The sequence below is a fragment of the Streptomyces sp. NPDC050674 genome (genome assembly GCF_040654575.1).
Lineage (GTDB): Bacteria > Actinomycetota > Actinomycetes > Streptomycetales > Streptomycetaceae > Streptomyces.
Map to the genome: position 1 here is coordinate 225,371 of NZ_JBFAIG010000009.1, position 20,099 is coordinate 245,469.

The 20,099-nt window shown below is 71.6% G+C and carries 22 protein-coding genes and 1 pseudogene; 15 read left to right on the plus strand and 8 right to left on the minus strand.

Features of this window, described 5'->3' with window-relative positions; translation table 11 throughout:
- Nucleotides 1-88 precede the first annotated feature (88 nt).
- Together AB0I06_RS17535 and AB0I06_RS17540 are read right to left on the minus strand one after the other, a co-directional pair.
- Nucleotides 89-835 carry an SDR family oxidoreductase gene (locus AB0I06_RS17535; protein WP_363119681.1) on the minus strand — a complete coding sequence of 249 codons (747 nt, stop codon included), beginning with the start codon at nucleotides 833-835 and terminating at the stop codon, nucleotides 89-91.
- A gap of 123 nt (nucleotides 836-958) precedes the next feature.
- Nucleotides 959-1,618, minus strand: a complete 660-nt coding sequence (locus AB0I06_RS17540) for a maleylpyruvate isomerase family mycothiol-dependent enzyme (protein WP_363119682.1) — start codon at nucleotides 1,616-1,618, stop codon at nucleotides 959-961.
- 100 nt (nucleotides 1,619-1,718) lie between these two features.
- On the opposite strand from AB0I06_RS17540, the gene AB0I06_RS17545 reads away from it, so the two are divergent.
- From AB0I06_RS17545 to AB0I06_RS17555, 3 genes and pseudogenes are all read left to right on the plus strand, one after another.
- On the plus strand, nucleotides 1,719-2,159 hold the full coding sequence (locus AB0I06_RS17545) for a MarR family transcriptional regulator (RefSeq protein WP_363119683.1): 441 nt from the start codon (nucleotides 1,719-1,721) through the stop codon (nucleotides 2,157-2,159).
- 257 nt (nucleotides 2,160-2,416) lie between these two features.
- Entirely contained in the window at nucleotides 2,417-2,938 is a 522-nt protein-coding gene (locus AB0I06_RS17550) for a DUF4232 domain-containing protein (RefSeq protein WP_363119684.1), read from the plus strand.
- An 83-nt stretch (nucleotides 2,939-3,021) separates the two neighbouring features.
- A pseudogene (locus AB0I06_RS17555) lies at nucleotides 3,022-3,162 on the plus strand (LLM class flavin-dependent oxidoreductase); the annotation flags it as partial.
- Nucleotides 3,163-3,173: 11 nt separating this feature from the next.
- Here the strand turns inward: AB0I06_RS17555 and AB0I06_RS17560 are convergent.
- Nucleotides 3,174-3,785 carry a TetR-like C-terminal domain-containing protein gene (locus AB0I06_RS17560; protein WP_363119685.1) on the minus strand — a complete coding sequence of 204 codons (612 nt, stop codon included), beginning with the start codon at nucleotides 3,783-3,785 and terminating at the stop codon, nucleotides 3,174-3,176.
- Between the two features lie 68 nt (nucleotides 3,786-3,853).
- On the opposite strand from AB0I06_RS17560, the gene AB0I06_RS17565 reads away from it, so the two are divergent.
- Complete coding sequence (locus tag AB0I06_RS17565) at nucleotides 3,854-5,188, plus strand: alpha/beta hydrolase (RefSeq protein WP_363119686.1); 1,335 nt, start codon at nucleotides 3,854-3,856, stop codon at nucleotides 5,186-5,188.
- Between the two features lie 28 nt (nucleotides 5,189-5,216).
- Here the strand turns inward: AB0I06_RS17565 and AB0I06_RS17570 are convergent, their stop codons facing one another.
- Entirely contained in the window at nucleotides 5,217-5,849 is a 633-nt protein-coding gene (locus AB0I06_RS17570) for a TetR/AcrR family transcriptional regulator (RefSeq protein WP_363119687.1), read from the minus strand.
- 64 nt (nucleotides 5,850-5,913) lie between these two features.
- On the opposite strand from AB0I06_RS17570, the gene AB0I06_RS17575 reads away from it, so the two are divergent.
- The gene (locus AB0I06_RS17575) at nucleotides 5,914-7,521 is read left to right on the plus strand and encodes an FAD-binding oxidoreductase (RefSeq protein WP_363119688.1); all 1,608 of its coding nucleotides are present in this window, start codon (nucleotides 5,914-5,916) and stop codon (nucleotides 7,519-7,521) included.
- A gap of 80 nt (nucleotides 7,522-7,601) precedes the next feature.
- Here AB0I06_RS17575 and AB0I06_RS17580 read toward each other — a convergent pair whose 3' ends face one another.
- The gene (locus AB0I06_RS17580; RefSeq protein WP_363119689.1) at nucleotides 7,602-8,006 is read right to left on the minus strand and encodes a DUF6193 family natural product biosynthesis protein; all 405 of its coding nucleotides are present in this window, start codon (nucleotides 8,004-8,006) and stop codon (nucleotides 7,602-7,604) included.
- Nucleotides 8,007-8,881: 875 nt separating this feature from the next.
- Here AB0I06_RS17580 and AB0I06_RS17585 point away from each other — a divergent pair.
- The 4 genes from AB0I06_RS17585 (at nucleotide 8,882) to AB0I06_RS17600 (ending at nucleotide 12,030) form a co-directional block, all read left to right on the plus strand.
- The gene (locus AB0I06_RS17585) at nucleotides 8,882-9,154 is read left to right on the plus strand and encodes a hypothetical protein (RefSeq protein WP_363119690.1); all 273 of its coding nucleotides are present in this window, start codon (nucleotides 8,882-8,884) and stop codon (nucleotides 9,152-9,154) included.
- A gap of 169 nt (nucleotides 9,155-9,323) precedes the next feature.
- The gene (locus tag AB0I06_RS17590; protein ID WP_363119691.1) at nucleotides 9,324-10,040 is read left to right on the plus strand and encodes a restriction endonuclease; all 717 of its coding nucleotides are present in this window, start codon (nucleotides 9,324-9,326) and stop codon (nucleotides 10,038-10,040) included.
- 93 nt (nucleotides 10,041-10,133) lie between these two features.
- Nucleotides 10,134-11,498 (plus strand): cell filamentation protein Fic, encoded by a 1,365-nt coding sequence (locus AB0I06_RS17595; RefSeq protein WP_363119692.1) that lies wholly within the window; start codon nucleotides 10,134-10,136, stop codon nucleotides 11,496-11,498.
- 106 nt (nucleotides 11,499-11,604) lie between these two features.
- On the plus strand, nucleotides 11,605-12,030 hold the full coding sequence (locus tag AB0I06_RS17600) for a DUF6003 family protein (RefSeq protein WP_363119693.1): 426 nt from the start codon (nucleotides 11,605-11,607) through the stop codon (nucleotides 12,028-12,030).
- Between the two features lie 141 nt (nucleotides 12,031-12,171).
- Here AB0I06_RS17600 and AB0I06_RS17605 read toward each other — a convergent pair whose 3' ends face one another.
- Together AB0I06_RS17605 and AB0I06_RS17610 are read right to left on the minus strand one after the other, a co-directional pair.
- Nucleotides 12,172-13,377: a glycoside hydrolase family 64 protein gene (locus tag AB0I06_RS17605; RefSeq protein ID WP_363119694.1), complete on the minus strand. Its 1,206-nt coding sequence runs from the start codon at nucleotides 13,375-13,377 to the stop codon at nucleotides 12,172-12,174.
- A 100-nt stretch (nucleotides 13,378-13,477) separates the two neighbouring features.
- Entirely contained in the window at nucleotides 13,478-14,077 is a 600-nt protein-coding gene (locus tag AB0I06_RS17610) for a DUF998 domain-containing protein (protein WP_363119695.1), read from the minus strand.
- A 138-nt stretch (nucleotides 14,078-14,215) separates the two neighbouring features.
- Between AB0I06_RS17610 and AB0I06_RS17615 the strand changes: the two genes are divergently transcribed.
- The 6 genes from AB0I06_RS17615 (at nucleotide 14,216) to AB0I06_RS17640 (ending at nucleotide 19,290) form a co-directional block, all read left to right on the plus strand.
- The gene (locus tag AB0I06_RS17615; RefSeq protein WP_363119696.1) at nucleotides 14,216-15,214 is read left to right on the plus strand and encodes an inorganic phosphate transporter; all 999 of its coding nucleotides are present in this window, start codon (nucleotides 14,216-14,218) and stop codon (nucleotides 15,212-15,214) included.
- Between the two features lie 19 nt (nucleotides 15,215-15,233).
- Nucleotides 15,234-15,848 (plus strand): hypothetical protein, encoded by a 615-nt coding sequence (locus AB0I06_RS17620; RefSeq protein WP_363119697.1) that lies wholly within the window; start codon nucleotides 15,234-15,236, stop codon nucleotides 15,846-15,848.
- 27 nt (nucleotides 15,849-15,875) lie between these two features.
- On the plus strand, nucleotides 15,876-16,658 hold the full coding sequence (locus AB0I06_RS17625) for a DUF817 domain-containing protein (RefSeq protein WP_363119698.1): 783 nt from the start codon (nucleotides 15,876-15,878) through the stop codon (nucleotides 16,656-16,658).
- A 158-nt stretch (nucleotides 16,659-16,816) separates the two neighbouring features.
- Nucleotides 16,817-17,647, plus strand: a complete 831-nt coding sequence (locus AB0I06_RS17630) for a PP2C family protein-serine/threonine phosphatase (protein ID WP_363119699.1) — start codon at nucleotides 16,817-16,819, stop codon at nucleotides 17,645-17,647.
- 51 nt (nucleotides 17,648-17,698) lie between these two features.
- Nucleotides 17,699-18,709 carry an MASE1 domain-containing protein gene (locus AB0I06_RS17635; RefSeq protein WP_363119700.1) on the plus strand — a complete coding sequence of 337 codons (1,011 nt, stop codon included), beginning with the start codon at nucleotides 17,699-17,701 and terminating at the stop codon, nucleotides 18,707-18,709.
- An 83-nt stretch (nucleotides 18,710-18,792) separates the two neighbouring features.
- Complete coding sequence (locus AB0I06_RS17640; RefSeq protein ID WP_363119701.1) at nucleotides 18,793-19,290, plus strand: molybdenum cofactor biosysynthesis protein; 498 nt, start codon at nucleotides 18,793-18,795, stop codon at nucleotides 19,288-19,290.
- 14 nt (nucleotides 19,291-19,304) lie between these two features.
- Here the strand turns inward: AB0I06_RS17640 and AB0I06_RS17645 are convergent, their stop codons facing one another.
- A complete protein-coding gene (locus AB0I06_RS17645; protein WP_363119702.1) occupies nucleotides 19,305-19,964 on the minus strand; it encodes a YceI family protein in 660 nt (219 codons plus the stop codon).
- Between the last annotated feature and the right edge of the window lie 135 nt (nucleotides 19,965-20,099).

The window sequence follows — 20,099 nt, forward strand, 5'->3', positions numbered from 1 at the left end:
CGCGCGCGAGGCGCCCGACGTCGCGTGGTGTGACGGACTGTCCCTGCGGACGGTGTGGACCGGTTCGTGAGGCGGGCGGCTCGCGGGGTCAGGCCAGACCGCCGTTGGTGTAGAGGACCTGTCCGTTGACCCAGCGGGCCGGGCCGGCGAGGAAGGCGACCGACTCGGCGACGTCGCGCGGTTCGCCGAGCCGCTCCAGCGGGGTGGCCTTGGCAAAGCCGGCCACGGTGGTCTCGTCCTTGCCGTCGAGGAAGAGCGGGGTGGCGACCGGGCCGGGCGCGACGGTGTTGACGGTGATGTCCTTGCCGCGCAGTTCGCGGGCGAGGATCAGCCCGATGCTCTGCACGGCGGCCTTGCTGGCGACGTAGGCGCCGTAGGCGGGGAGCTGGGTGCGCGTGACCGACGTGGAGACGTTGATGATCGCGCCGCCGCTGCGTACCCGGCGGGCGGCCTGCTGGGCGACGACGAAGGTGCCGCGGATGTTGGTGCGGTGCATCCGGTCGAGGTCGTCGAGGTTCAGCTCGGCGATCGGTGCGAGCACCATGATCCCGGCGGTGTTGATCACCACGTCGATGCCGCCGAACGCCGCCTCCACGGCGTCGAAGGCCGCCTCCATCTCCTGCTCCTCGGCGACGTCCCCACTGACGGCGACGGCCTGGCCGCCTGACGCGGTGATCTCTTCGACGAGGGTCTCGGCCCTGCCCTTGTTGCCGGCGTAGTGCACGGCGAGCGCGAAGCCGTCCGCGGCGAGCCGTTCCACCACTGCCTTGCCGATGCCGCCGGAGCCGCCGGTGACGAGGGCGACGCGGCGGTCGGTGCGGGATGTGCTGGTCATGAGTCTTGCTCCTCCATGAGAAGTGGACGCTGAGTCCATATAAACAAAATATGGACGACCTGTCCACATCTCCGTCCGCACGCCTGCACCCCTGGTGGCTCGGGCGGATGGGGACGGGAGGCCTCACCCCGCAGTCGCGGCCCCTGTCCAGGGCTCCCCCGCGCGCCCGGCCCACTCCCGGGCCGCTTCCGGGCGACCGGTGAGCAGCAGGAGCAGGGCGGCGATCGGGCCGCGGATCTCCCGGCCGGACCCTCGCGCGAACTCGATGTCCGTCGCGACGAGCCGGGCCTTCGGCAGGGGCCAGGGGCGGGGCGGGACGCGCATGGTCCATACCCGGTCGGCGGCGTCACGAGCGGCGGCAAGGGGCATCGGACGTGTCCGGCCGAGCGCGAGGGCGATGTCCTGGCCGTGCACCAGGAGGTCGAGGAGGGGCTCGCGGGGCGAGGTGGTGGGTGCCAGCCGGCGGGAGCCGACGATCGAGCGGAGGTTCGCGACGATCTCGGCGACGGGCAACGATCCCTCACGCACCGCCGAGTCGTGGATCATCCGGTTCCAGTTCCCGCGCGCCCGGACCATCTCCCGGACCACCTGCCCACGGGAGTAGCGCGCGGCGATGGTCAGGTGCGCGGCCACGTCCCGCACCCGCCAGTCCCCGCAGCGCGTGCGCGTCTCCCACTCGTCGGGGCTCAGGCCGTCCAGCAGGTCGGCCAGGCTCGTCCGCTCCAGATCGACGGTCCGCCAGAGCTCGTCGACGTCCAGCACCGCACCCACGACATCACCCACCCAAATGGTAAGCTTCTCTGACCAAAGTAGTCAGGTACTCTGACCAATGTCAAGGGAGGCGCGGCGTGCCGCGACCAGGGTTGCGGAAAGCGGGCGGGCGATGGTGACGGAGAGCGACCTCAACACGGGCGTGCTGTTGTTCCTGCCGTACCGGGCCTTGGAGAACCGCGTCTTCGCCGCGCTCGCCGAGGCCGGCTTCGACGACTTCACGCCCGCTCAGGCGCGGGTCATGCAGCGCATCGGCCCCGAGGGCACCCGTCTGACCGAGCTCGCCGAGCAGGCCCAGATCACCAAGCAGACGGTGGGCTTCCTCGTCGACCAGCTGGAGAAGGCCGGCTACGTCACCCGCGTGCCCGACCCGACCGACCGACGGGCGAGGCTCGTCCGCGGCGCGGAGAAGGCCCGGGCGGCCAAGGAGGTCGCCGACGCGGTGGTCGCCGAGGTGGAGAAGGAATGGGAGCAGCACCTCGGGAAGCGGCGGATGAAGCAGCTGCGGGAAGCCCTCACCCTGCTCCGGCAGATCACCGACCCGTGGGCCTAGAGGACGCGAAGCCCGCGCCCGGGGAGACGCGGAGCGCCGGAGTGAGGCTGCACTCCGGCGGACGGCGGACCGCGGACGTGAACGGCCGTGTCCCGCCGAGCCGTTCCAGACGGTCGGAGTCTGTGCAGGTCAGCGCCCGTTTCAGCGTTCCAGCGTCCCGTGATGGCCGCCATCCGTGGCCGATGGGACGGATCACGGCACAGGCTTGGGTCGTCCGAGCAGCTCGCCGGACCGTCCACTTCGCACCTGGAGATCTGATGCGTTCCCGTTTCACCGCCCGCTCCGCCCGCCTCGCCCTGGCCGCCGTCGCGGCGGTGTCCCTCACCGCCACCGCGGCCTCCACTGCCGCCGCCGACAGCCGAAGCGACACCGTGCGGGCCTGCGCGACCAAGGACCTGACCTTCAAGGTGAGCGTGAAGACGCAGGCGGGCGGCTACTACCTCGTCACCGCCAAGGCCAAGTCCGGCGTCACCTGTTACCTGAAGGGCGTCTTCCCGTCCGCCTCCTTCGGCTCCTCCCCCGACACCGAGGTGGGACCGGCCGAGCACTCCGTCAGTGAGAACGTCGTACTGTCCGGCTCCAAGGCCGCCTACGCCGGCATCAACCCCATGACCACGGGCAGCGACCACGGCAAGCAGTTCGACCGGATCCACCTCTCGGTCGCCGGGGACGAGGGCAACGCCGTCAGCCTCCGCCTCCCCGACACCGCCACGGTCGACCGGCCCGTGGCCACCAACTGGCACGCGGACCCCGCCGACGCCGTTCCCTTCTCGGACTGAGGCCCGGCGTTCCGAACCGAGGATCGATCCGCCCCCGGCCGTGCGACATACCGTCGGCCGGGGGCGGCACGGCTCATGTCAGTAACCCCTGGCTGCTGCTCACGGTGGCCGCGCCGGTGACGTCGCGGATCCGGCTGGGCACCCTGCTGACGCCGGTTCCCCGGTACCGTCCACAGCAACTCGCCCGCCAGGTGGCCACCCTGGACCGGCCCACAGGGGTCAGGCCGTCGATTCGTCAGTGAGCCGCCTCGCGAAGGCCGGTGAACACCTCGGGGGTCGTCCAGCCACGCAGTGTGGCGTGCATGGTCGACCGGAACGCGGCCTCGGCCGTGGCGCCGTCGAGGGCTCCGGCCAGTTCCAGAGTCACCAGCCCGTGCATGGCGGCCCAGAGCGACAGGGCGATCGTTGTCGCGTCGCCTTCGAGCACGGACTCCGCCAGGGCGCGGTCGATCGCCGCGAGGAGCGGACGGACCGGGTCGTTTCCGCCGACCTCCCCCGACGGGTCGAAGGACTGCACGCCGCCGAACAACACCGTGTACAGGTGCCGGTGTCCGCGGCCCCAGCGCCGATAGGCGACGGCCAGCGCGTAGACGTCGGCGAGGGGGTCTTCGCAGGGGCGTACCGCCGACACCTCCTGGAACAACCCCGCGACGGCCCTGTCCCGTACGGCGCCGATCAGGCCGTCCTTTCCCCCGAACAGGGAGTACACCGCCGTCGTGGACGCGTCGGCGGCGGCCGCCACGGCGCGAACCGTGACGGACTCCCGGGGTCGCGTGGCGAGCATTTCGGTCGCGCATCTCACGAGCCGCTCTCGGACGGCTTCGTCGTTCGTTCTCGGCCTACCCACGAACAGCAGCCTACCTCTACTGATAACGTCGTTTTGAAACGACGTTCTGAAACAGTCGGAGGTTCGCCGTGCCCGCATTCCTCATACGCCTCGCCCGCTTCACCGGGCGGTTGTCGCTGGCCCTGGGCGCCGTAGCGGCGCTGATCGCCCTGTTCCTCGCACTCATCGCCCTGACGGACGGGGCGGGTTCGGGGCTCGTCGCATGGTCGACGGCCATCGGGGCCGGGGGCGCTCTCGCGTTGTGGCGGGGTCGCCGTCGGGCCTGGCCGGCACGGCTCGTGCCCTTGGTGCCGGTGGCCGTCGCGGCGGCGTTGACGGCGTCGGTCTGCATTCCGACCGTGCCGGTGCAACGGCAACGCCCGCCCGCCCTGCCCTTCGTGGCCACGCAGCACTGGCAGCTGAGCACGGGCAGCCGAGTCGCGGTCTACCACTACCCGCCGGCACGCAGCGCGCCCAGACACCCCGTCCCGTTCGTGTACCTCAACGGCGGCCCCGTTCGGGGCATCTCGGTACTCGACCACCGGTTCCTGCGACTCCTGGCACGCCAGGGCCATGACGTCTACGCCTATGAACCGGCCGGTGCCGGACGAAGCGACCTGCTCCCCATGGACCAGTACACGATCTCCAGGTCGGTGCGCGACCTCGCCGCCTTCGTCGACCGCCTGGACAAGGGCAAGGCCGACGTCCTCGGCTTCTCGGCAGGCGGGGCGGTGCTCACCCGGGCCTTGGCCGATCCGCGTGTCGCCGCGCGCCTGCACCGGGCGATCATCGCCGAGCCCGGCCCCATGGACGGGCCCACCGCGCACATCACCGGCCACAAGGGCAGAAGCTCCGCCCGCGGACTCGCACCGGCCATGACCGGCCCTCGATCGACCCATGTCCCCCGCTACGCCGTGGCGTTCGGCCTCATGCGACTCGGACTCCTGTCCCCCGGCACCGGGTTGATCGGACAGGCCGAGGGTGTGAACGCCTTCACCGCCGCGGACCTCGGCAGTGACACCGCCTCGGCCTACTGCGCGCGCGACGCGCACCGCATCCCCACCGAGGACAGCGCGCAGAACTTCTCCTTCAGCCCCGCCGCCAGCCTCCGGATTCAGCAGACCATCAAGGACTCCCCCTCCATCGCACCGCGCCTGGGGCGATCACGGACCCCGGCGATGCTGATGATCGCCGAGTGCTCCTCGCAGGTCCGTCAGTGGGCGACCGCCGTCCTCACCCACGACCCCGCCATCGAACGCACGCAGTACATGCCCGGAGTCGGGCACCACATGTGGAACGGCCTGGACGACAACGACGACCGTGCGGCCGCGGTGATCACCGCGTTCCTCCAGGGCGAGCCGTCACCGCTGCCGAACCACCCGACTCACGAGACCGTCCCCGCTTTCCTGCGCGACCACGAGTGAACGCGCGCGGGTGAGGCCGGACTGGCCGTCACTCGTCCGGGTCCGCGAGGAGGGCACGCCCGGCCGCGAAGAGCCGGGCGCAGCGTCGGGCCATGGCGTCGGGTGACTCGTCGGGGTGTTTGACCCACCAGCGGACGAGCGCGGTGCACAGTCCGCGCCAGGCGTGGGCGAGAGCGTCGGCGTCCAGCGGGTCGTCGGAGCCGGTGGTGCCGAGGAGGTCGGCGGTGCCGGTCGCGGCGAGGTCGTCGATGGCGCGACGGTAGTACGCCGCACGCCGGGCAGCGTCACCGCCGGGCGGCAGCGTGGCGTCGTAGAGGACGAACCAGGCCTCCCGCTGTCCGTCCAGGGCGGTGAACAGGGCGTGCAGAACGCGAAGGGCGGTGGGTGGCGCGGCGGAGCCGGGTTCGGCCATGGCGGTGCGGATGGCGTGCAGGAGGCGCTCGCCCACAGGGTTCAGGCAGGCGAGGTAGAGGTCCTGCTTGCTGCCGAAGTAGTGGTGCAGCAGGGGTTTGGTCACGCCGACTCGTGCGGCGATGGCGGCGACAGTGGTGGCCTCGTAACCGCGGCGGCCGAATTCCTCGGTGGCCGCGGCCAGGACCTGTCGCTCACGGTCGGCCCTGGGGACGCCCTTGGTACCGGCCTTGGAAGAGGGCATTGGCATGCGACCGATATTACCCTAGGGTAATTTTCCAACGGGTAAATTCCTGCGTCCGCTGGGAGACCTCATGTCCGCCTCGCCCTCCGGCCCCGGCTCCTCCCGCGCCCGCTCCTGGTGGGGCTGGGGTTACGCCGACGCCCAGCCCGACGACGCCGAATGTGCCGCCCTGGGTGCCCTGTTGCCGGGCACGGCGGCCCGCCCGCTGCCGCTGCCCCGGGTCGCCGACCTGGCGATCGCCCGCCCGGGTGTGACACCCCCACCCTCCCTGGAGCACCTGGTCACCGCCGATCCCCACGTGCGCGCCGGGCACGCCATGGGCAAGGCCTACCGTGACGTCATCCGGGCCCTGCGCGGCCGGCCGGGCCGGATCCCCGACCTGGTCGCCCGCCCTGCCGACGACCAGGAGGTGGCCGACCTGCTGGACTGGGCCGGTGGACACGGTGTGGCCGTCATCCCCTTCGGCGGCGGCTCCTCGGTGGTCGGCGGCGTCGAGTACCGCGGAGACACCCACCGTGCCGTGCTGTCACTCGACCTGACGTCGATGAACCGGGTCCTGGAGATCGACGCCACCAGCCGCTCGGCCCGCATCCAGGCCGGGGCGCTCGGGCCCGTGCTGGAAGAGCAGTTGCGCCCCCATGGCCTCACCCTGCGCCACTTCCCGCAGAGCTTCGAGTTCTCCACGCTGGGCGGCTGGCTGGCGACCCGGGCCGGGGGCCACTACGCCACGCTCCACACCCGTATCGACGACTTCGTGCAGTCCCTGCGGGTGGTCACACCGGCCGGGGCGGGCTCGTCCTGGCGCCTGCCCGCGTCCGGTGCCGGGCCGTCACCCGACCGTCTGTTCCTCGGCTCCGAGGGGGCGCTCGGCGTCATCACCGAGGCGTGGATGCGTCTTCAGGAGCGGCCCCGGTACAAGGCCTCGGCGTCGGTGGCCTTCGCCGACTTCCAGCAGGCCTTGGAGGCGGTGCGTGCCCTGGCGCGGTCCGACCTCCACCCCGCCAACTGCCGTCTGCTCGATCCCGGCGAGGCACTGCTGTCCGGCGCCTCGTCCGACGGCTCCTCCGTCCTGGTCCTGGGCTTCGAGTCGGCCACGGGCCCTGTCGACGACCACCTCGTGAGCGCCCTGGACATGACCGGCGCGTACGGAGGCCGCGGCGGGACCTCGTCGAAGGCGGACCGAGGTGCGCAGGCCGACGCGGCAGTGAGCGCCTGGCGCTCGGCGTTCCTACGCATGCCCTATCTGCGCGACGGCCTGGCCCGCATGGGCGCGGTCGTCGAGACCTTCGAGACCGCTGCGACCTGGGACAGGATTCCCGCGCTGATCGAGGCCGTCCGCACGGAGGTCGGGGCGGCCGCCTCCAAGGCCACCGGGAACCCGGCCCGCGTCAGCTGCCGCCTGACGCACGTCTACCCCGATGGCGCGGCTCCCTATTTCACCGTGGCCGTGGCCGGCCGCCCCGGCGAGGAGGTCGGCAGCTGGGACGACATCAAGGCTGCCGCGGGCGAGGTCCTGCACCGTCACCGTGCCACCATCACCCACCACCATGCCGTCGGCCGCGACCACCGGCCCGGCTACGACCTGCAACGGCCGGAGCCCTTCGCACTGGCGCTGCGCGCCGCCAAGGACGCCCTGGACCCGCATCACATCCTCAATCCGGGCGTCCTGATCGACTGACCGGCCTCGGTTCCTGTGGCCGCCGGCGCGGCCGGGCCCACGGCCGCTCGTACGCACGGCAGCCGGACAGACCAGGTGACTCAGCTGAGCGAGTCGAGGTCGTCGGGCGTGCCGTCAAGGGCGGGCCCACAGCCTGGGGGGAGGTGCGCGGCTACGAGTTCCACTGCCTCATCGGCGGTGACAGGGCCACCGATCCGCTCCCGCCCCGAACCGAGCGGCTCATGCAGGCGACGAACGCGGAAGTACCGTTCGCCGTCGTAGGGGAAGATCGAGGGCAGGTCTTGCGACCAAGGGAAGCGGGTGCACCGGCTGAACTGCAGCGATCCATGGGTGACCAGCGGAAACAGAGCCCGGAGGGCGGGGTTTGCGTATGCGGCCTCTACCAGGTCTTTGTAGATGAGGCTCTCGTCCATGTCCCGCACGTCCTGCCACTTGGCTGCCACAGGGTCATCCGGCGCTGTCCCGCGTATGTCCTTCTCCACCATGCTCGGACATTAGCCGACTCCAGAACGGGTTGATGTGCAGGTCGCCGTTCGCCCTCCTCTCCGATGAGGACGTGCTTCGCCGACATCGCACCTGCCACCCCGTCAGCCAGCTCCCCTCAGCAGCACCGACCACACAGAGTCAATGCCGCGCGTCCCCTGACGCCTCACTTCCGGGACAGCCCTCAGGCGAGCCAGAGGGAACCGCGTCGGTGACGCGCCGGGGGAATGTCCACCAAGTCGGCGACGTCGAGCGCGATGTGGCCCGGAGCTGAATTCACCAGGCCCAGTACTGTGCCGACTTGACCACGCAACCGCTGCCGCGCCCGGCGCTCTTCCACCGCGGACCATTCGGCGACTGAGCGATCCTGCCGGTGTCGAGGGTACGAGTAGATCTCCACTGTGCGGCGAATTCTTCGAGGCCTGGGCTTTCTGGACTCCCTGGCCGCTTCGGTGAAGCAGCGCGCGCTGTAACGGAGGTCGTGGAGAACGACCTTGTGCCAGGGGCCTCCTGACGATGTGTCGTCTCCACTCCGGGCGGGTGAAGGGGGAAGATGGCGGGCGGTGCGAGCCACGGGACTCCGTTCGCAGCAGCCACCAGGTATCTCCTGGCGGCTACCTGAAGCCCGTGGGTCCGGTGGAGCGTGCGTATGCCATGCGCATGACTGTAACTCCCTCCCCCGGCGAACACATGCCATGACAGAATGCCCGCATGTTCATGATCCGAAAGGACAATGCCGCGTAGGCGTCCGAAGGCCGTCCGCGCTGAGCGGTGGCGGCCCCGCAAGCATCTGCCGGTCCGCCGGATTCCGAACGTCTCCGCTCGAACTCGCGCTGCGATAAGACGAGTTGAGGCCGAGCATCTCTGGCCCGACGCCGTGGCGGATGCGCTCAGCCGGTTCGAGTGGGCCTTCCGGCAACCGGGGCGGTATCTGGCCGGTCCTTACGAGAGCCCTGGCATCGAGATCGAGGACGGCCGGGACGACCTGGAAGAGGCCCTTCGCCGCCTGCCGAGCGGAGCCCGGGCCGATCTGGGTCGCCTGGTGGAGCGGATCGACGCGGAGTTCGAGCGCCGTGCGCTCCCCGATCCGGGGTGGGCGAGCGAGTGGACGGCGGGGCGCTGGTGGTGGTGGCGCATCCGGGAACGGTGAGGGAGGACCAGCCGCACACCGGGCGCCGGCGGTGAAGGTGGCGATCTTGGGCAGACGGTGGGAGTGATCTTGCCGTGGTCCCAAGAGGGGGGATGTCGTGACAGTGCCTGCGCGTCGTGCGTCGTTCGTCAAGCGTCGTCGTTACCGGTTCGATCTTCGCTCGACTGCCTTGTTCTTCGTCTTTCTCGCCGTGGTCGTGTGCCTTCTGGGCTTCGCCGCGCGCATGCTGGCGGATGCCGTGGAGCGGCGTCCCGCCTGGATGTTCGTGCTGGTCGTGATAGGCATGGCGGGGCTATTGGGCCTGCGGCGCCGGGTGCACGTGGCGCGAGCGGCCCGCCGGGCCGCGGCAGCGCTCGACGAGGCGGCGAGGGAGGCCGCCGAGGCGCTGGAGGCCCCCGTGGTTCCCCGCCCTCGGGCGACCGCCGAGGTCGCCACCGAGGTCGTCGAGGTCGCCGTCGACTACGACGCCCTGACACCGGAGGAGTTCGAGGAGGCGATAGCCGCCCTCTGCGAACGCGACGGCTGCTCCGGCGTCGAAGTCGTGGGAGGTGCGGGGGACTTGGGCGCCGATGTCGTGGCGACGACGCCGGACGGACGGCGGATCGTCGTCCAGTGCAAGCACTACGACCCGTCCCACCGGGTCGGCTCCCAGGACCTCCAGCGTTTCGGCGGTACCTGCTTCACCGTGCACGAGGCCGACGTCGCCGTGCTCGTCACCACGAGCGACTTCACCGCGCCGGCGGTGGAGTACGCCGACCAGTGCGGCATCGTGTGCGTGGACCGGGAAGCCCTGGAGGCGTGGACGGAGAGGACCGGCCCCCGCCCCTGGGAGGCCGCCCTGGGTGGCGGAGCGGCCGGGTGGGAGACGGCCGGTGCCGGGTACTGAGGGGTGCCGGCCGCTCTGCCGGCGCACGGGGACGGTCGGGGCCGACGACAATTCGCTTGATCGGGTGCCGGGTCGACGTGTCAAGCTCACGGTGTGACACCTGATCTGACTCCACGGCTTCTGAGCTGGGGCGAAGTGGACCCCGCCCGTCATCCCTTCGACGCGGACGCGGCGGCGCACGTGGTCCACTCGCTCGGGCCGGCCCGGCGTGTGCCGCGTCGGCCGGATGTCCCCTTCGCCGACCCGGTCATGACCGCCTGGAGCCGGCATGAGGCCGACCTGTGGGCCGATGCCATGTCCCACGCCCTGATCCGGCACTACGGCCGTTGGGCCGCGGGATGGCGCTGGTCGCACGACGAAGGAGACTTCGACGGCGGGCCGGTCGGCGCCTGGTCCTGCCCGCGGGCCTCGGTCACCACGCCCGAGGAGACACTCCCCCGGGTGGTCGCCGCCCTGTGCGAATGGCGTGCCTGGCTCGAGAGCCTCGCCGGGTGGATCGACGCGTACCCGCTGGACCTGGGCACCGTCGAGGACAACCGCATCGTGTGGGAGCGGGCGGCCCGCAATCTGATTCTTCAGGTGACCGACCGCACCGGGTGCGGCAGCGGCTGGCACGGGCACTGCCATCAGGTGCTCACCTGGTTCCTCGAGCGCTGGTCCGTGGCACCCGATGTCGCGGGGGAACTCGTCGACGGCGCGATCGGCGGGCGGTTCGAAAGCTGGACCGGCCCTGACATCACGCTGGTCGACGACGTCGCCGAGCGGCTCGCGCGCTCACTGCGGCCGGAGGACCACGCGAGGCCTGCCGAGCCGCTGCCGGACCACCTGGAGCGTTGGCTCGCGGTGCGCGCGAGCGTGCCGTGGCAGGAGCTCCAGGACAGCGGCAGGGAGGAACCGGTGGTGGCGTGCCATGACGGCGCGGCCGAGGACATCCGCTGCTTCGACGGCGCCCTGGACCCGGCGCGTGCCCGTGGTCTGCTCGACGCCCTGGAGGAACTGCGGGCCGACGCCGCCCACGACGCCGGCCTCGACTTCGCACGGTTGCAGCGCTGGCAGCGGCACGTGCTGGGCACCCCGCACCTCCCGCCCCTGCGCACTCTGCCCGCCTTCGCGAAGGGCGGCCGGGAGCGCTACGGCATCGGCCCCGACCTGCGGGCCCGCCTGGACGCCTGCCTCGCGGAGAGCGCCTTCGACGCCGAACGGCCCCTCCCCCTGACCGCTCGCGCCGCACGCGCCTACCTCGACGTGTGCTTCTTCCACCCCTTCGACGACGGCAACGCCCGCTCCGCCTTCCTCACCCTGCTCTTCGTCCTCGCCCGGGAGGGCATCACGCTGGACAACGTCACCCTGCTGCGCCGTGTCAGCTTCCGGGCCGGCGATCCGCGCGAAGCTCTCGTCCTCGCCCGGTACATCGACGTCCATCTCACCGAGACCCGGCGCCGTGCCGCCGCAGGGTGAGCACACCCCGGACAGGTGGCTTTACCCATCCGTGGGACCCCGCGGTAATCCGGGCTCGGCGGGGTAAGGGGATGTCGATCAGCCACCTGTCGACAAGGAGCCGTGGATGACCGACGACGCCTACCTGTTCCTGCTTGACGACGCGTCCGCGCCGCTCGGTGTCCCGCCCGCCGCCGTCGGCGAACTCGCCTGCATGGAGACTCCCGCCGTCCGCGCCTGGCTCGACGCTCAGGGCAGCACCCCGACCTCGCCGCACCTGCGCCTGCTGCCTCCGGAGGAGACGGCGGCCGTGCCCGAGGGAGCGGAAAGGCTGCCGGTGCCGCTGAGCGAGGAGGAGCTGAACCGCCTCCGTCACCAGATGGCACCGGAGCCGCTGGCCCGGCTGGAGGAGGAACTGCTCGCCTACCGGGACAGTGCGGACGGGCGGGACGGTCTGATCGGGCGCGCGCTGGCCGCCGGTGTGGCACCGCACCGCATCGTCGAGCTGACGGGGGTGGATCCCGCCACCGTGACCGCCGCCGCGAGCGGGTGACCACTCGGCGCGCCGCCCTGGTGCGACATGCAGCGATCGGCCCCGCCGGGCGGTCACACCCGGCGGGGCCGATCGTCGTGCGCGGTCGTGGAGGGCGGGCGCCTGCGCGGCGTGGGCGGGCGGCCGCCGTGGGCGGGGAGGTCAGTTCAGCGGGTCGAGCGTGAGGTAGGCCTGGCGCGGATCGCCGTCGTGCACCAGTGATTCGTGATGGCCCACGTCATCGAAGGCGAAGGCGTACGCCTTCCCGTCCGCCATCTGTGCATGGATCTTGCGCGCGTAGTGATTGGTGACGGCGTCCTTGTAGAAGTCGGTGGAACCGGCGTCGGGCTGGTTGGCGTTGACCAGCAGGGTGGAGCGGTTGAAGCCCGCGCACAGGGTGCGCGAGATCGGGCCGCGCACCTGGTCGTTCGGGGCGTCGAGCCGTCGGTGGCAGCCGAAGACCGAGGAGGCGTCCGGCTTCTGGAAGCTGGTGACCACGGTCCCGGTGCTGTCGGTGAAGTTCATGACGCCACCGGAAACCCGTCCGTAGTACTTGGTGCCGGGCCGGTCGGCGAACGGGGTGACCGTCAGGGTCGAGGTGGAGTACTTCTGCCAGACGCGGTTGATGTAGTCGTCCATGACGGTGGCCGGCAGGGCGCCCGTCTCCAGGCCGTACAGCGGTGACAGGGCCCGCAGCACGGTGCCGTCGGGGCGGGTCTGGATCAGGTTGGCCCAGCCGCCGGGCTGTCCCCTGAGGGCGTTGAAGAAGCCGTTGTACCCACCGGGCCTGAGCCGCCCGGTGCTCACGGTGCTTCCGTCGGCCCGCTGCACTCCCACCGCGTAGGGAGCGGAGAACATGTCGACCTGGGTGCTGTTGATCCACAGGCCCGAGTCGTTGAGCGTGTACTCGGACCAGTTGAAGAGGATGTTCCGGTTGGGGTCGGCCGGGTTCTGCACGGCGGGCTGGACCAGGCCTCCGGTGGTGAGCTTGAAGACCAGTTTCTGACCGTAGGAGAAGTAGACGCGGCCGGAGAACTTCGGCATGCGGATGGTCGCCGACTGCCCTGCCGCCGGGCCCGGGATCGAGGCGTCGGGGGCGGGGGTCGGGGGGTTGCCTCCTGCCGGCCAGGGGTGGAAGGTGCCGCCCGCGTCGGCCCAGCCCTGGCGTCCGGTGGCGAGGTCCGTGCCGAGGTTGTAGATGTACAGCTGCTCGCCGCGGGCCGAGTTGTTGGTGATCTTCAGGGGGATGGTCGCGGGGACGGCGGCGTGGGCCGGCGCGCCCGTTCCGGTCGCCAGCAGGGAGCCGGCGAGGACCGTGGCGAGGGACAGTCCCACAGCCGCGGCCCGGCGTTTGAGAGTTGGGAACACGCTCTGTCTCCGTTCGACGGTTGGCCGATTCGTGAGTGTGTGAGAGCGCTCTCAGAGTTCCGCTTTGGTCCGGACCTGTCAATGGTTGAAGCATCCCCGGTCAGGTCGGACAGTCGTCGCGCGGGGAGGCACGCAGGCAGGAGAGGACGACGACGAAGGGCCAGACCGACTGCATGGTGGTCACGGCCCGTTCGGCCACGCCCGCCACGCCGTGCAGGTGGAGCTCGATCAAGAACCAGGCCGCGCCCGCCGCCATGACGGCGGTGGCCCCCAGGGAGGGGAACGGGCGCAGGGCCCACGGCACGGCGGCACCGCCCCTGGCGGCCAGGACGGGCCAGGCGGCCAGGACGGCGAATCCCACGGCAGCCACCGAGCCGTGGCGCAGGGAACCACCGCTGCTCGGAGCCGGGAACACGGCCACCGCCAGCGCCGCCACTCCCCCGGCCGCCAGGGCCGTCCGCCCCGCGGTCGCGGCCGGGCGCAACCCCCAGGCCGTCAGCAGATGACAGAACCCCAGGGCGATGAACGCCACCGTCATCACCCAGGACCCCTCGGTGCCGGGAGCCGCCAGGACGCTGATGGTCTGGGCAGCGGGATCGTAGGGAGGTCCCTGCACTGACGCCGCCACCAGCCACCCCATGATCAGGAAGACCGGCGCACACCCCGACGACACCAGCGCCCACGCAGGAACAGATCGCATCAGCACACCGTAAAACGGGCCTTCGTCGGCATCGTGTTCCCGCGAAGGGAGCGCCCCGCGTGGCGTAGTCGCACCCTCCGCTCCGCCGAAGGAAGCGCACGATGGGAACGTGCGGCCGGGCGGTGAAAGGTGATCGGCATGGAGCTCACTCTCGTGGTGCTGATCATCATCGTGGGTCTGACGTTCGACTTCACCAATGGCTTCCACGACGCCGCGAACGCGATCGCCACCTCGATCTCCACCAGGGCCCTGACTCCGCGTGCGGCGCTGGCCATGGCCGCGGTGATGAACTTCTGCGGGGCCTTCCTGGGTACCGGGGTCGCCCAGACCGTGGGCAGCGGCATCATCGGGGCGCCGCAGGAGACCTCGGGGCTGCTGCTGGTCCTGTGCGCGCTCATCGGCGCCATCGCCTGGAACCTCTTCACCTGGTGGCGCGGGCTGCCCACGTCCTCCTCGCACGCCCTGATCGGCGGGCTGGTCGGTGCCGCGCTCGCCGCGTCCGCCACGGTGCACTGGTCGGGCATCGTGGACAAGGTCGTCCTGCCGATGCTGCTGTCCCCGCTGGTCGGCGTCGTGCTCGGGTACCTGCTGCACACGGGCGTCCTGTGGCTGTTCCGCCGCTCGACGCCCCGGCGCACCATGCGGCGGTTCCGCATGGCACAGACCGTCTCCGCCGCCGCCATGGGTCTGGGGCACGGCTTGCAGGACGCGCAGAAGACCATGGGCGTCATCGTGCTGGCGCTGGTCACGGCCGGCATGCAGGAGGACTTCTCGGTGCCGGTGTGGGTGATCGCCGCCGTGGCGGTCGCCATGGCCGCCGGGACGTACACCGGCGGGCGCCGCATCATCACCACCCTGGGGCGGCGCATCGTGCACCTCGACCCGCCGCGCGGCTTCGCCGCCGAGAGCGCCGCCGCGGCCGTCCTCTACACGACCGCGTTCCTGGTCAAGGCGCCGATCTCCACCACCCAGACGATCACCGCGGCCATTCTCGGCGCCGGTGCCACACGGCGCTTCTCGGCCGTACGCTGGCAGGTGGCCCGTTCGATCGGTACCGCCTGGATCCTCACCTTTCCCGGCGCGGGGATCCCGGCCGCGGCGCTGTATCTCCTCCTGCACGCCGTCACCGGTCTGTGATCACAGCCGGAGGCCTCGCATGACCGCTCTCCCCGGCCGCCGGGCGGCCGCGTACTCCCCCACCGGGGTCCCGGACGGCCTTCCCGAGCCCGGGCGATTCGCCCATCTGCACCCCGACGACGGCGCCTGTCTCATGGAGGCCGCCGCGCTGCTGTCCGGCGGCCCTTTCACCGACAGTCCGGCCGGAACGCACCCGGCGCTCGCGGCCCTGGCCCGGGTGGTCAATGACCGTGTCGGTGACGGCGCCCGACGTGCCTTGTGGCCGCTGGCCGCCGATCTCGCGGACGCCCGCCCGCCGGACCGGTGTTACGCGCCGCAGCTCGTCGGCGCGGTCGTGGACGAGGCTCGCGGGGTGCGTCCCGGTTCGCGGCGTCTGGCGCGGCACGGCTGTGCGTGCCGCCGCCGAGCGCAAAGACTCGCCTCGCGTCCCGCGGGCGGCCCGGCGGGCCGCGTCGCCGATCTGCTGTGGTGGCGCGGGCCGGGCCGCCGGCGACTCGAACATGCCCTGCGGGTGCTGTGCGCCGCGCCTGACGCGGATCAGCGGCTGTCCCGGCTGTTGCGGCACGCCGTCGCCCGGGCACGGGACCGCGCGGACGGCCGCGGGCCGAGCGCGCGGACGCCCTGCAACCGGTAGGCGCACGGTGCCGTCCTACAGGGCACCATGATCCCTGTCGGCACCTTCGGCTCGCTGCTCGCGTTCGCCTGGACACAGACGCGGGCGTGCGCTTTCGCCATCGCTCTGCTGTCCGGCGTGGCCGCGTCCGCGCTGCTGCCCGACCTGCCGGTGGCGCGGTACGACCTGCTGGTCGGCTACGGGCTCCTGCTCACGCTGGTGTTCTGGGCCCGCGGCTGGGAAAGCGGGCGGGACGTCGCCGTCATCGCGGTCTGCCATGTCATCGGCCTGGCCTTCGAACTGGTGAAGGTGGCGCTCGGCTCCTGGAGCTACCCGGAGCCGGCGGTGCTGAAGGTGGCCGGTGTCCCGCTGTACGGCGGCTTTCTGTACGCGGCCGTGGGCAGCTACGTGTGCCGGGCCTGGCAGCTGTTCGACTTGGAGCTCGTGCGCTACCGGCCCCGTGCTACCGCCCTGGTCGCCGCGGCCGTGTACGTCAACTTCTTCAGCCACCACTGGCTGCCCGACGCGCGCTGGGTGCTGGCCGGGCTGCTCGTGGCGGTGACCGCGGGCACGTCGGTGCGCTTCACCGTGCGCGGGGCGCGCCGGCGGATGCCGCTGGCGGCGGCGTTCGTGCTGATCGGCTTCTTCCTGTGGGTGGCGGAGAACCTGGCGACCCTGGCCGGCGCGTGGCGCTACCCGTACCAGGAGCACGGCTGGGAACCGGTGGGGCTGCACAAGTTCGGGGCCTGGGCGTTGCTCATCAGCGTGACGTTCGTGCTGGCGGCGGTGGGACGGCGTACCGACGGCGCGGCGGCGCGGGACGGACGGTGAGGGCCACCGAGGCCGTGGGGCGTCACCGGGCCGTGAAGTCGTCGCACAGGCCTAGAAGTCGTCGCACAGGGCGCACCTGAGTATCATCCTATGGACGTAAATCGGGTGATTCCCTCCAAGGTCGTCACCCACCGTGGCCATCCTCGCCGGAGTGATCCATGTCCCGCACCGGCACGACGGACGACGGCGACGAGCTGCTGACCCGGCTCGGGGCCCTGACGGCGCAGGCGCGCGCACAGGCCGAGATGCAGCGGTCCCGGGTCGAACTCGCGATCGCGCTGCAACGCGGCATGTTGCCGCGGGACCTGCCCCGGGCACGCCGGCTGCACCTGGCCGTGCGGTACACGCCCGCGTGCCAGGGCCTCAACGTGGGCGGTGACTGGTACGACGCCTTCACGCTGGGCGACGGCCGGATCGGTCTGGCCATCGGGGACGTCCAGGGCCACAACATCGAGGCGGCCGCCTTCATGGGGCAGGTCCGGGCCGGGTTGCGGGCGCTGGCCTCGGTGACCAGCGATCCGGGCGAGGTGCTGGCCCGGACCAACGATCTGCTGCTGTCCCTGGGCTCCGACCTGTTCGCCACCTGCACCTTCATGCGGCTCGACCCGTGTGCCGGCGTGCTGGAGAGCGCGCGGGCCGGGCATCTGCCGTGCGTCTGGGCGACACCGGACGGGAAGTCCGGCCGCACCGAGGACGAGGGTGGGCCGCCCCTCGGGGTGCAGGCCGGGACGCCTTATCCGGTGACCCGGTACGAGCTCGCGACGGGTGGGGTGTTCGTGCTGCTCACGGACGGTGTGGTGGAGGGGCCGTCGATGCCGCTGGAGGAAGGGCTCGACCAGGTGACACGGCTCGCGGGCATTGCGGCGGTCGCGGGCATGGACGTGGACGCCCTCGCGGCAGCCGTGATCAAGGGTGCCGAGCGGGTGGGCCATGACGACGACGCGGCCGTCCTGGTCGTCGGACTGGACGGGCCGGACGCTCAGCCATAGGGCCGCACGACGCCCGCTCCCGCGTGGCCGAGGCGGTGGCGCCGGTGTCTCATGGCTGCTGTGGTGGGTAGCCAGGATCTGCGCACGCCGGTCGTCATCGCTCTGCAGACGCTGGCCGTCGCCGCCTGCTATTACGTCTCCGGTGAGCTGGGGCTGCTGCGGGAACTGGTCGTGGAGGGAGCGGTCGTCACCCCCATCTGGCCTCCTACCGGCGTCTCGGTCGCCTGCCTGCTGATCCTCGGGCTGCGCTGCTGGCCGGGGATCGCCCTGGGCGCCCTCCTCATCATCATGTCCCTCACCTCGCTGACGCCGTCGGCTCTCGGCGTCCTGGCGGGCAACACCGCCGCCCCCGTCGTCGGCTACCTGCTGCTGCGACGGGCGGGCTTCCGCACCGACCTCACGCGGCTGCGGGACGGTCTCGCCCTGGTGTTCCTGGGCGCCTTCGCCGCCATGCTGATCAGCTCGACCACCGGCGCCGGGATCCTCATCGCCACGGGCCGGATCGAGTGGTCGGGCTTCTGGGCGGTGTGGCTGGCCTGGTGGGTGGGCGACGCCATGGGCGTGCTGATCGTCACCCCGATCCTGCTCCTGCTGTCCCGTGTGCGACTGCCGCTGCGCCTGTCGCGCTGGAAGGAGGCCACGGGGCTCGCGGTCATCGCCTGCTGTCTGGTGCCGCTGGCCGCGCAGAGCTCGGTCAGCCTGCTGTTCCTCATCTACCCGCTGCTGATCTGGGCGGCTCTGCGCTTCCAGCTGGCCGGGAGCCTGATGTGCGCGCTGTTCGCCTCGATCATGACCACGGTGGCGGCGACCGACCGGGTCGGGCCGTTCGAACGGCTCAGCCGGGTCGAGGTGATGATGAAGCTCCAGGCCTTCAACGGGGCCATGGCGCTCACGGCCCTGATCCTGTCGGCCGTGATCACCGAGCAGATCCTCACGCGGCGTTCCGTGGAGCGCGCCTGTCAGGAGCTGGTGGAAGTCCTGGAACACCTCACCGCGGGCGAGGCGGCGGACACCCGGGCCCCGGTGGAGGACGGCAGGCCCGTGCGGCGGCCCGAGGAGTGATCAGCCGGGCGGCCCCCGGCGTCCTGGCGCCGCTGACGCGCCTCGACGGCCGACGGCGGTCGCCCCGGACGTAGGGTGGCGTCATGGCCGAGGTGGAGGTGCTGCAACTGCTGGTGTCGCCCGCGCACCGGCTGGCCGGACGGCCGTCCGACGGGCCGTCCCCCGGACCGGCCGACGAGCGGGTCACCCGCGTGGAGGTACGCCGCCACCTGGGGCTGGTGGGCGACCGCTACTACGCCCGGCCCGCCCATCGGAACGCGGCGGTGACCCTCATGGCCTCCGAGAACCTCCCGGCCGGCGCCGACCTGCGGCACACCCGCCGGAACATCCTGCTCAGGGGCGTCGACATCGACTCCTTCGTCGGGGCGACGGTCTCGCTCGACTGCGGCACGGGGCCGGTGGAGTTCGCCGTGAGGCGTCCCGCCCGGCCCTGCGCGTGGATGGACGTGACCATCGGCCCGGGCGCCCAGCGGGCCCTGCGCGGCCGGGGCGGCGTGCGGTGCACGCCGCTGAGCGACGGGGTGCTCACGCTCGGCCCGGCCACGTTCCGGGTCGTGGCCGGTGCCGACGCCGGGCCGTAGGCGCCCCGGGGCGGTCAGCCGCCCGTCGGAGGCGTGCGGATGGCGGCGATGTCGAGTTGCAGACGCACCTTCTCGCTCACCATCGCGCCGCCCTCGGCGAGCCTGCTGTTGTACGTCAGGCCCCAGTCGGAGCGGTTGATGGTGGTGGTGCCGTCGAAGCCCACCCGGTCGTAGCCGAAGGGGTCGGTGACGTTTCCGATATAGGTCATGTCGAGTACGACAGGCCGCGAGACGCCTTTGATGGTCAGTTCGCCCCACATGCTGAACAGGTCGGCGCCCGTCTGCTCCACCGCCGTGCTGGTGAAGCGCATACGCGGATAGGTCGCGGCATCGAGGAAGTCACGCCCCACCAGGTGCGCGTCACGCTGTTCCACGCCGGTGTCGACACTGGAGGTGAACAGCGTGATGTCGGCCCGTGACCGTGTGGGGTCGTGCGCGTCGAAGTAGAGCCGGCTTTCGTACTCCAGGAAACAACCGCGCACGGTGGTCACCATGGCGTGCCGGACGGAGAAGCCGATCCTGCTGTGCGCGGGGTCGACGACCCATTCGCCGGACAGATTCGCCAGGCTGGGGTCCGGCAGCACGGCAGTGGAGGACGCCGATGCGCCGACGGGGCGCTGTGGGGGGAGCGGTGCCTGCCGCCGGGACGGCACCACGCGGTTGAACAAGTTCATGATTCATCTAGGTACTTGAGTTTGGTTATGGCCGCAAGTCCCCGCCTGATGTACGGCTGTTGAGAACGAGGCCCCGCCCCGCCTTTTGCCGCCGCTTCGCACAAAACCCACACATGGCTGTCCCGGCCCCTCACC

Bases quoted from the DNA above. Each gene is read 5' to 3' on its own strand.
- AB0I06_RS17535 (WP_363119681.1), bottom strand. From the start codon at position 835: ATGACCAGCACATCCCGCACCGACCGCCGCGTCGCCCTCGTCACCGGC.
- AB0I06_RS17545 (WP_363119683.1), top strand. From the start codon at position 1,719: ATGGTGACGGAGAGCGACCTCAACACGGGCGTGCTGTTGTTCCTGCCG.
- AB0I06_RS17550 (WP_363119684.1), top strand. From the start codon at position 2,417: ATGCGTTCCCGTTTCACCGCCCGCTCCGCCCGCCTCGCCCTGGCCGCC.
- AB0I06_RS17570 (WP_363119687.1), bottom strand. From the start codon at position 5,849: ATGCCAATGCCCTCTTCCAAGGCCGGTACCAAGGGCGTCCCCAGGGCC.
- AB0I06_RS17575 (WP_363119688.1), top strand. From the start codon at position 5,914: ATGTCCGCCTCGCCCTCCGGCCCCGGCTCCTCCCGCGCCCGCTCCTGG.
- AB0I06_RS17580 (WP_363119689.1), bottom strand. From the start codon at position 8,006: ATGGTGGAGAAGGACATACGCGGGACAGCGCCGGATGACCCTGTGGCA.
- AB0I06_RS17600 (WP_363119693.1), top strand. From the start codon at position 11,605: ATGACCGACGACGCCTACCTGTTCCTGCTTGACGACGCGTCCGCGCCG.
- AB0I06_RS17610 (WP_363119695.1), bottom strand. From the start codon at position 14,077: ATGCGATCTGTTCCTGCGTGGGCGCTGGTGTCGTCGGGGTGTGCGCCG.
- AB0I06_RS17615 (WP_363119696.1), top strand. From the start codon at position 14,216: ATGGAGCTCACTCTCGTGGTGCTGATCATCATCGTGGGTCTGACGTTC.
- AB0I06_RS17620 (WP_363119697.1), top strand. From the start codon at position 15,234: ATGACCGCTCTCCCCGGCCGCCGGGCGGCCGCGTACTCCCCCACCGGG.
- AB0I06_RS17625 (WP_363119698.1), top strand. From the start codon at position 15,876: ATGATCCCTGTCGGCACCTTCGGCTCGCTGCTCGCGTTCGCCTGGACA.
- AB0I06_RS17630 (WP_363119699.1), top strand. From the start codon at position 16,817: ATGTCCCGCACCGGCACGACGGACGACGGCGACGAGCTGCTGACCCGG.
- AB0I06_RS17635 (WP_363119700.1), top strand. From the start codon at position 17,699: ATGGCTGCTGTGGTGGGTAGCCAGGATCTGCGCACGCCGGTCGTCATC.
- AB0I06_RS17640 (WP_363119701.1), top strand. From the start codon at position 18,793: ATGGCCGAGGTGGAGGTGCTGCAACTGCTGGTGTCGCCCGCGCACCGG.
- AB0I06_RS17645 (WP_363119702.1), bottom strand. From the start codon at position 19,964: ATGAACTTGTTCAACCGCGTGGTGCCGTCCCGGCGGCAGGCACCGCTC.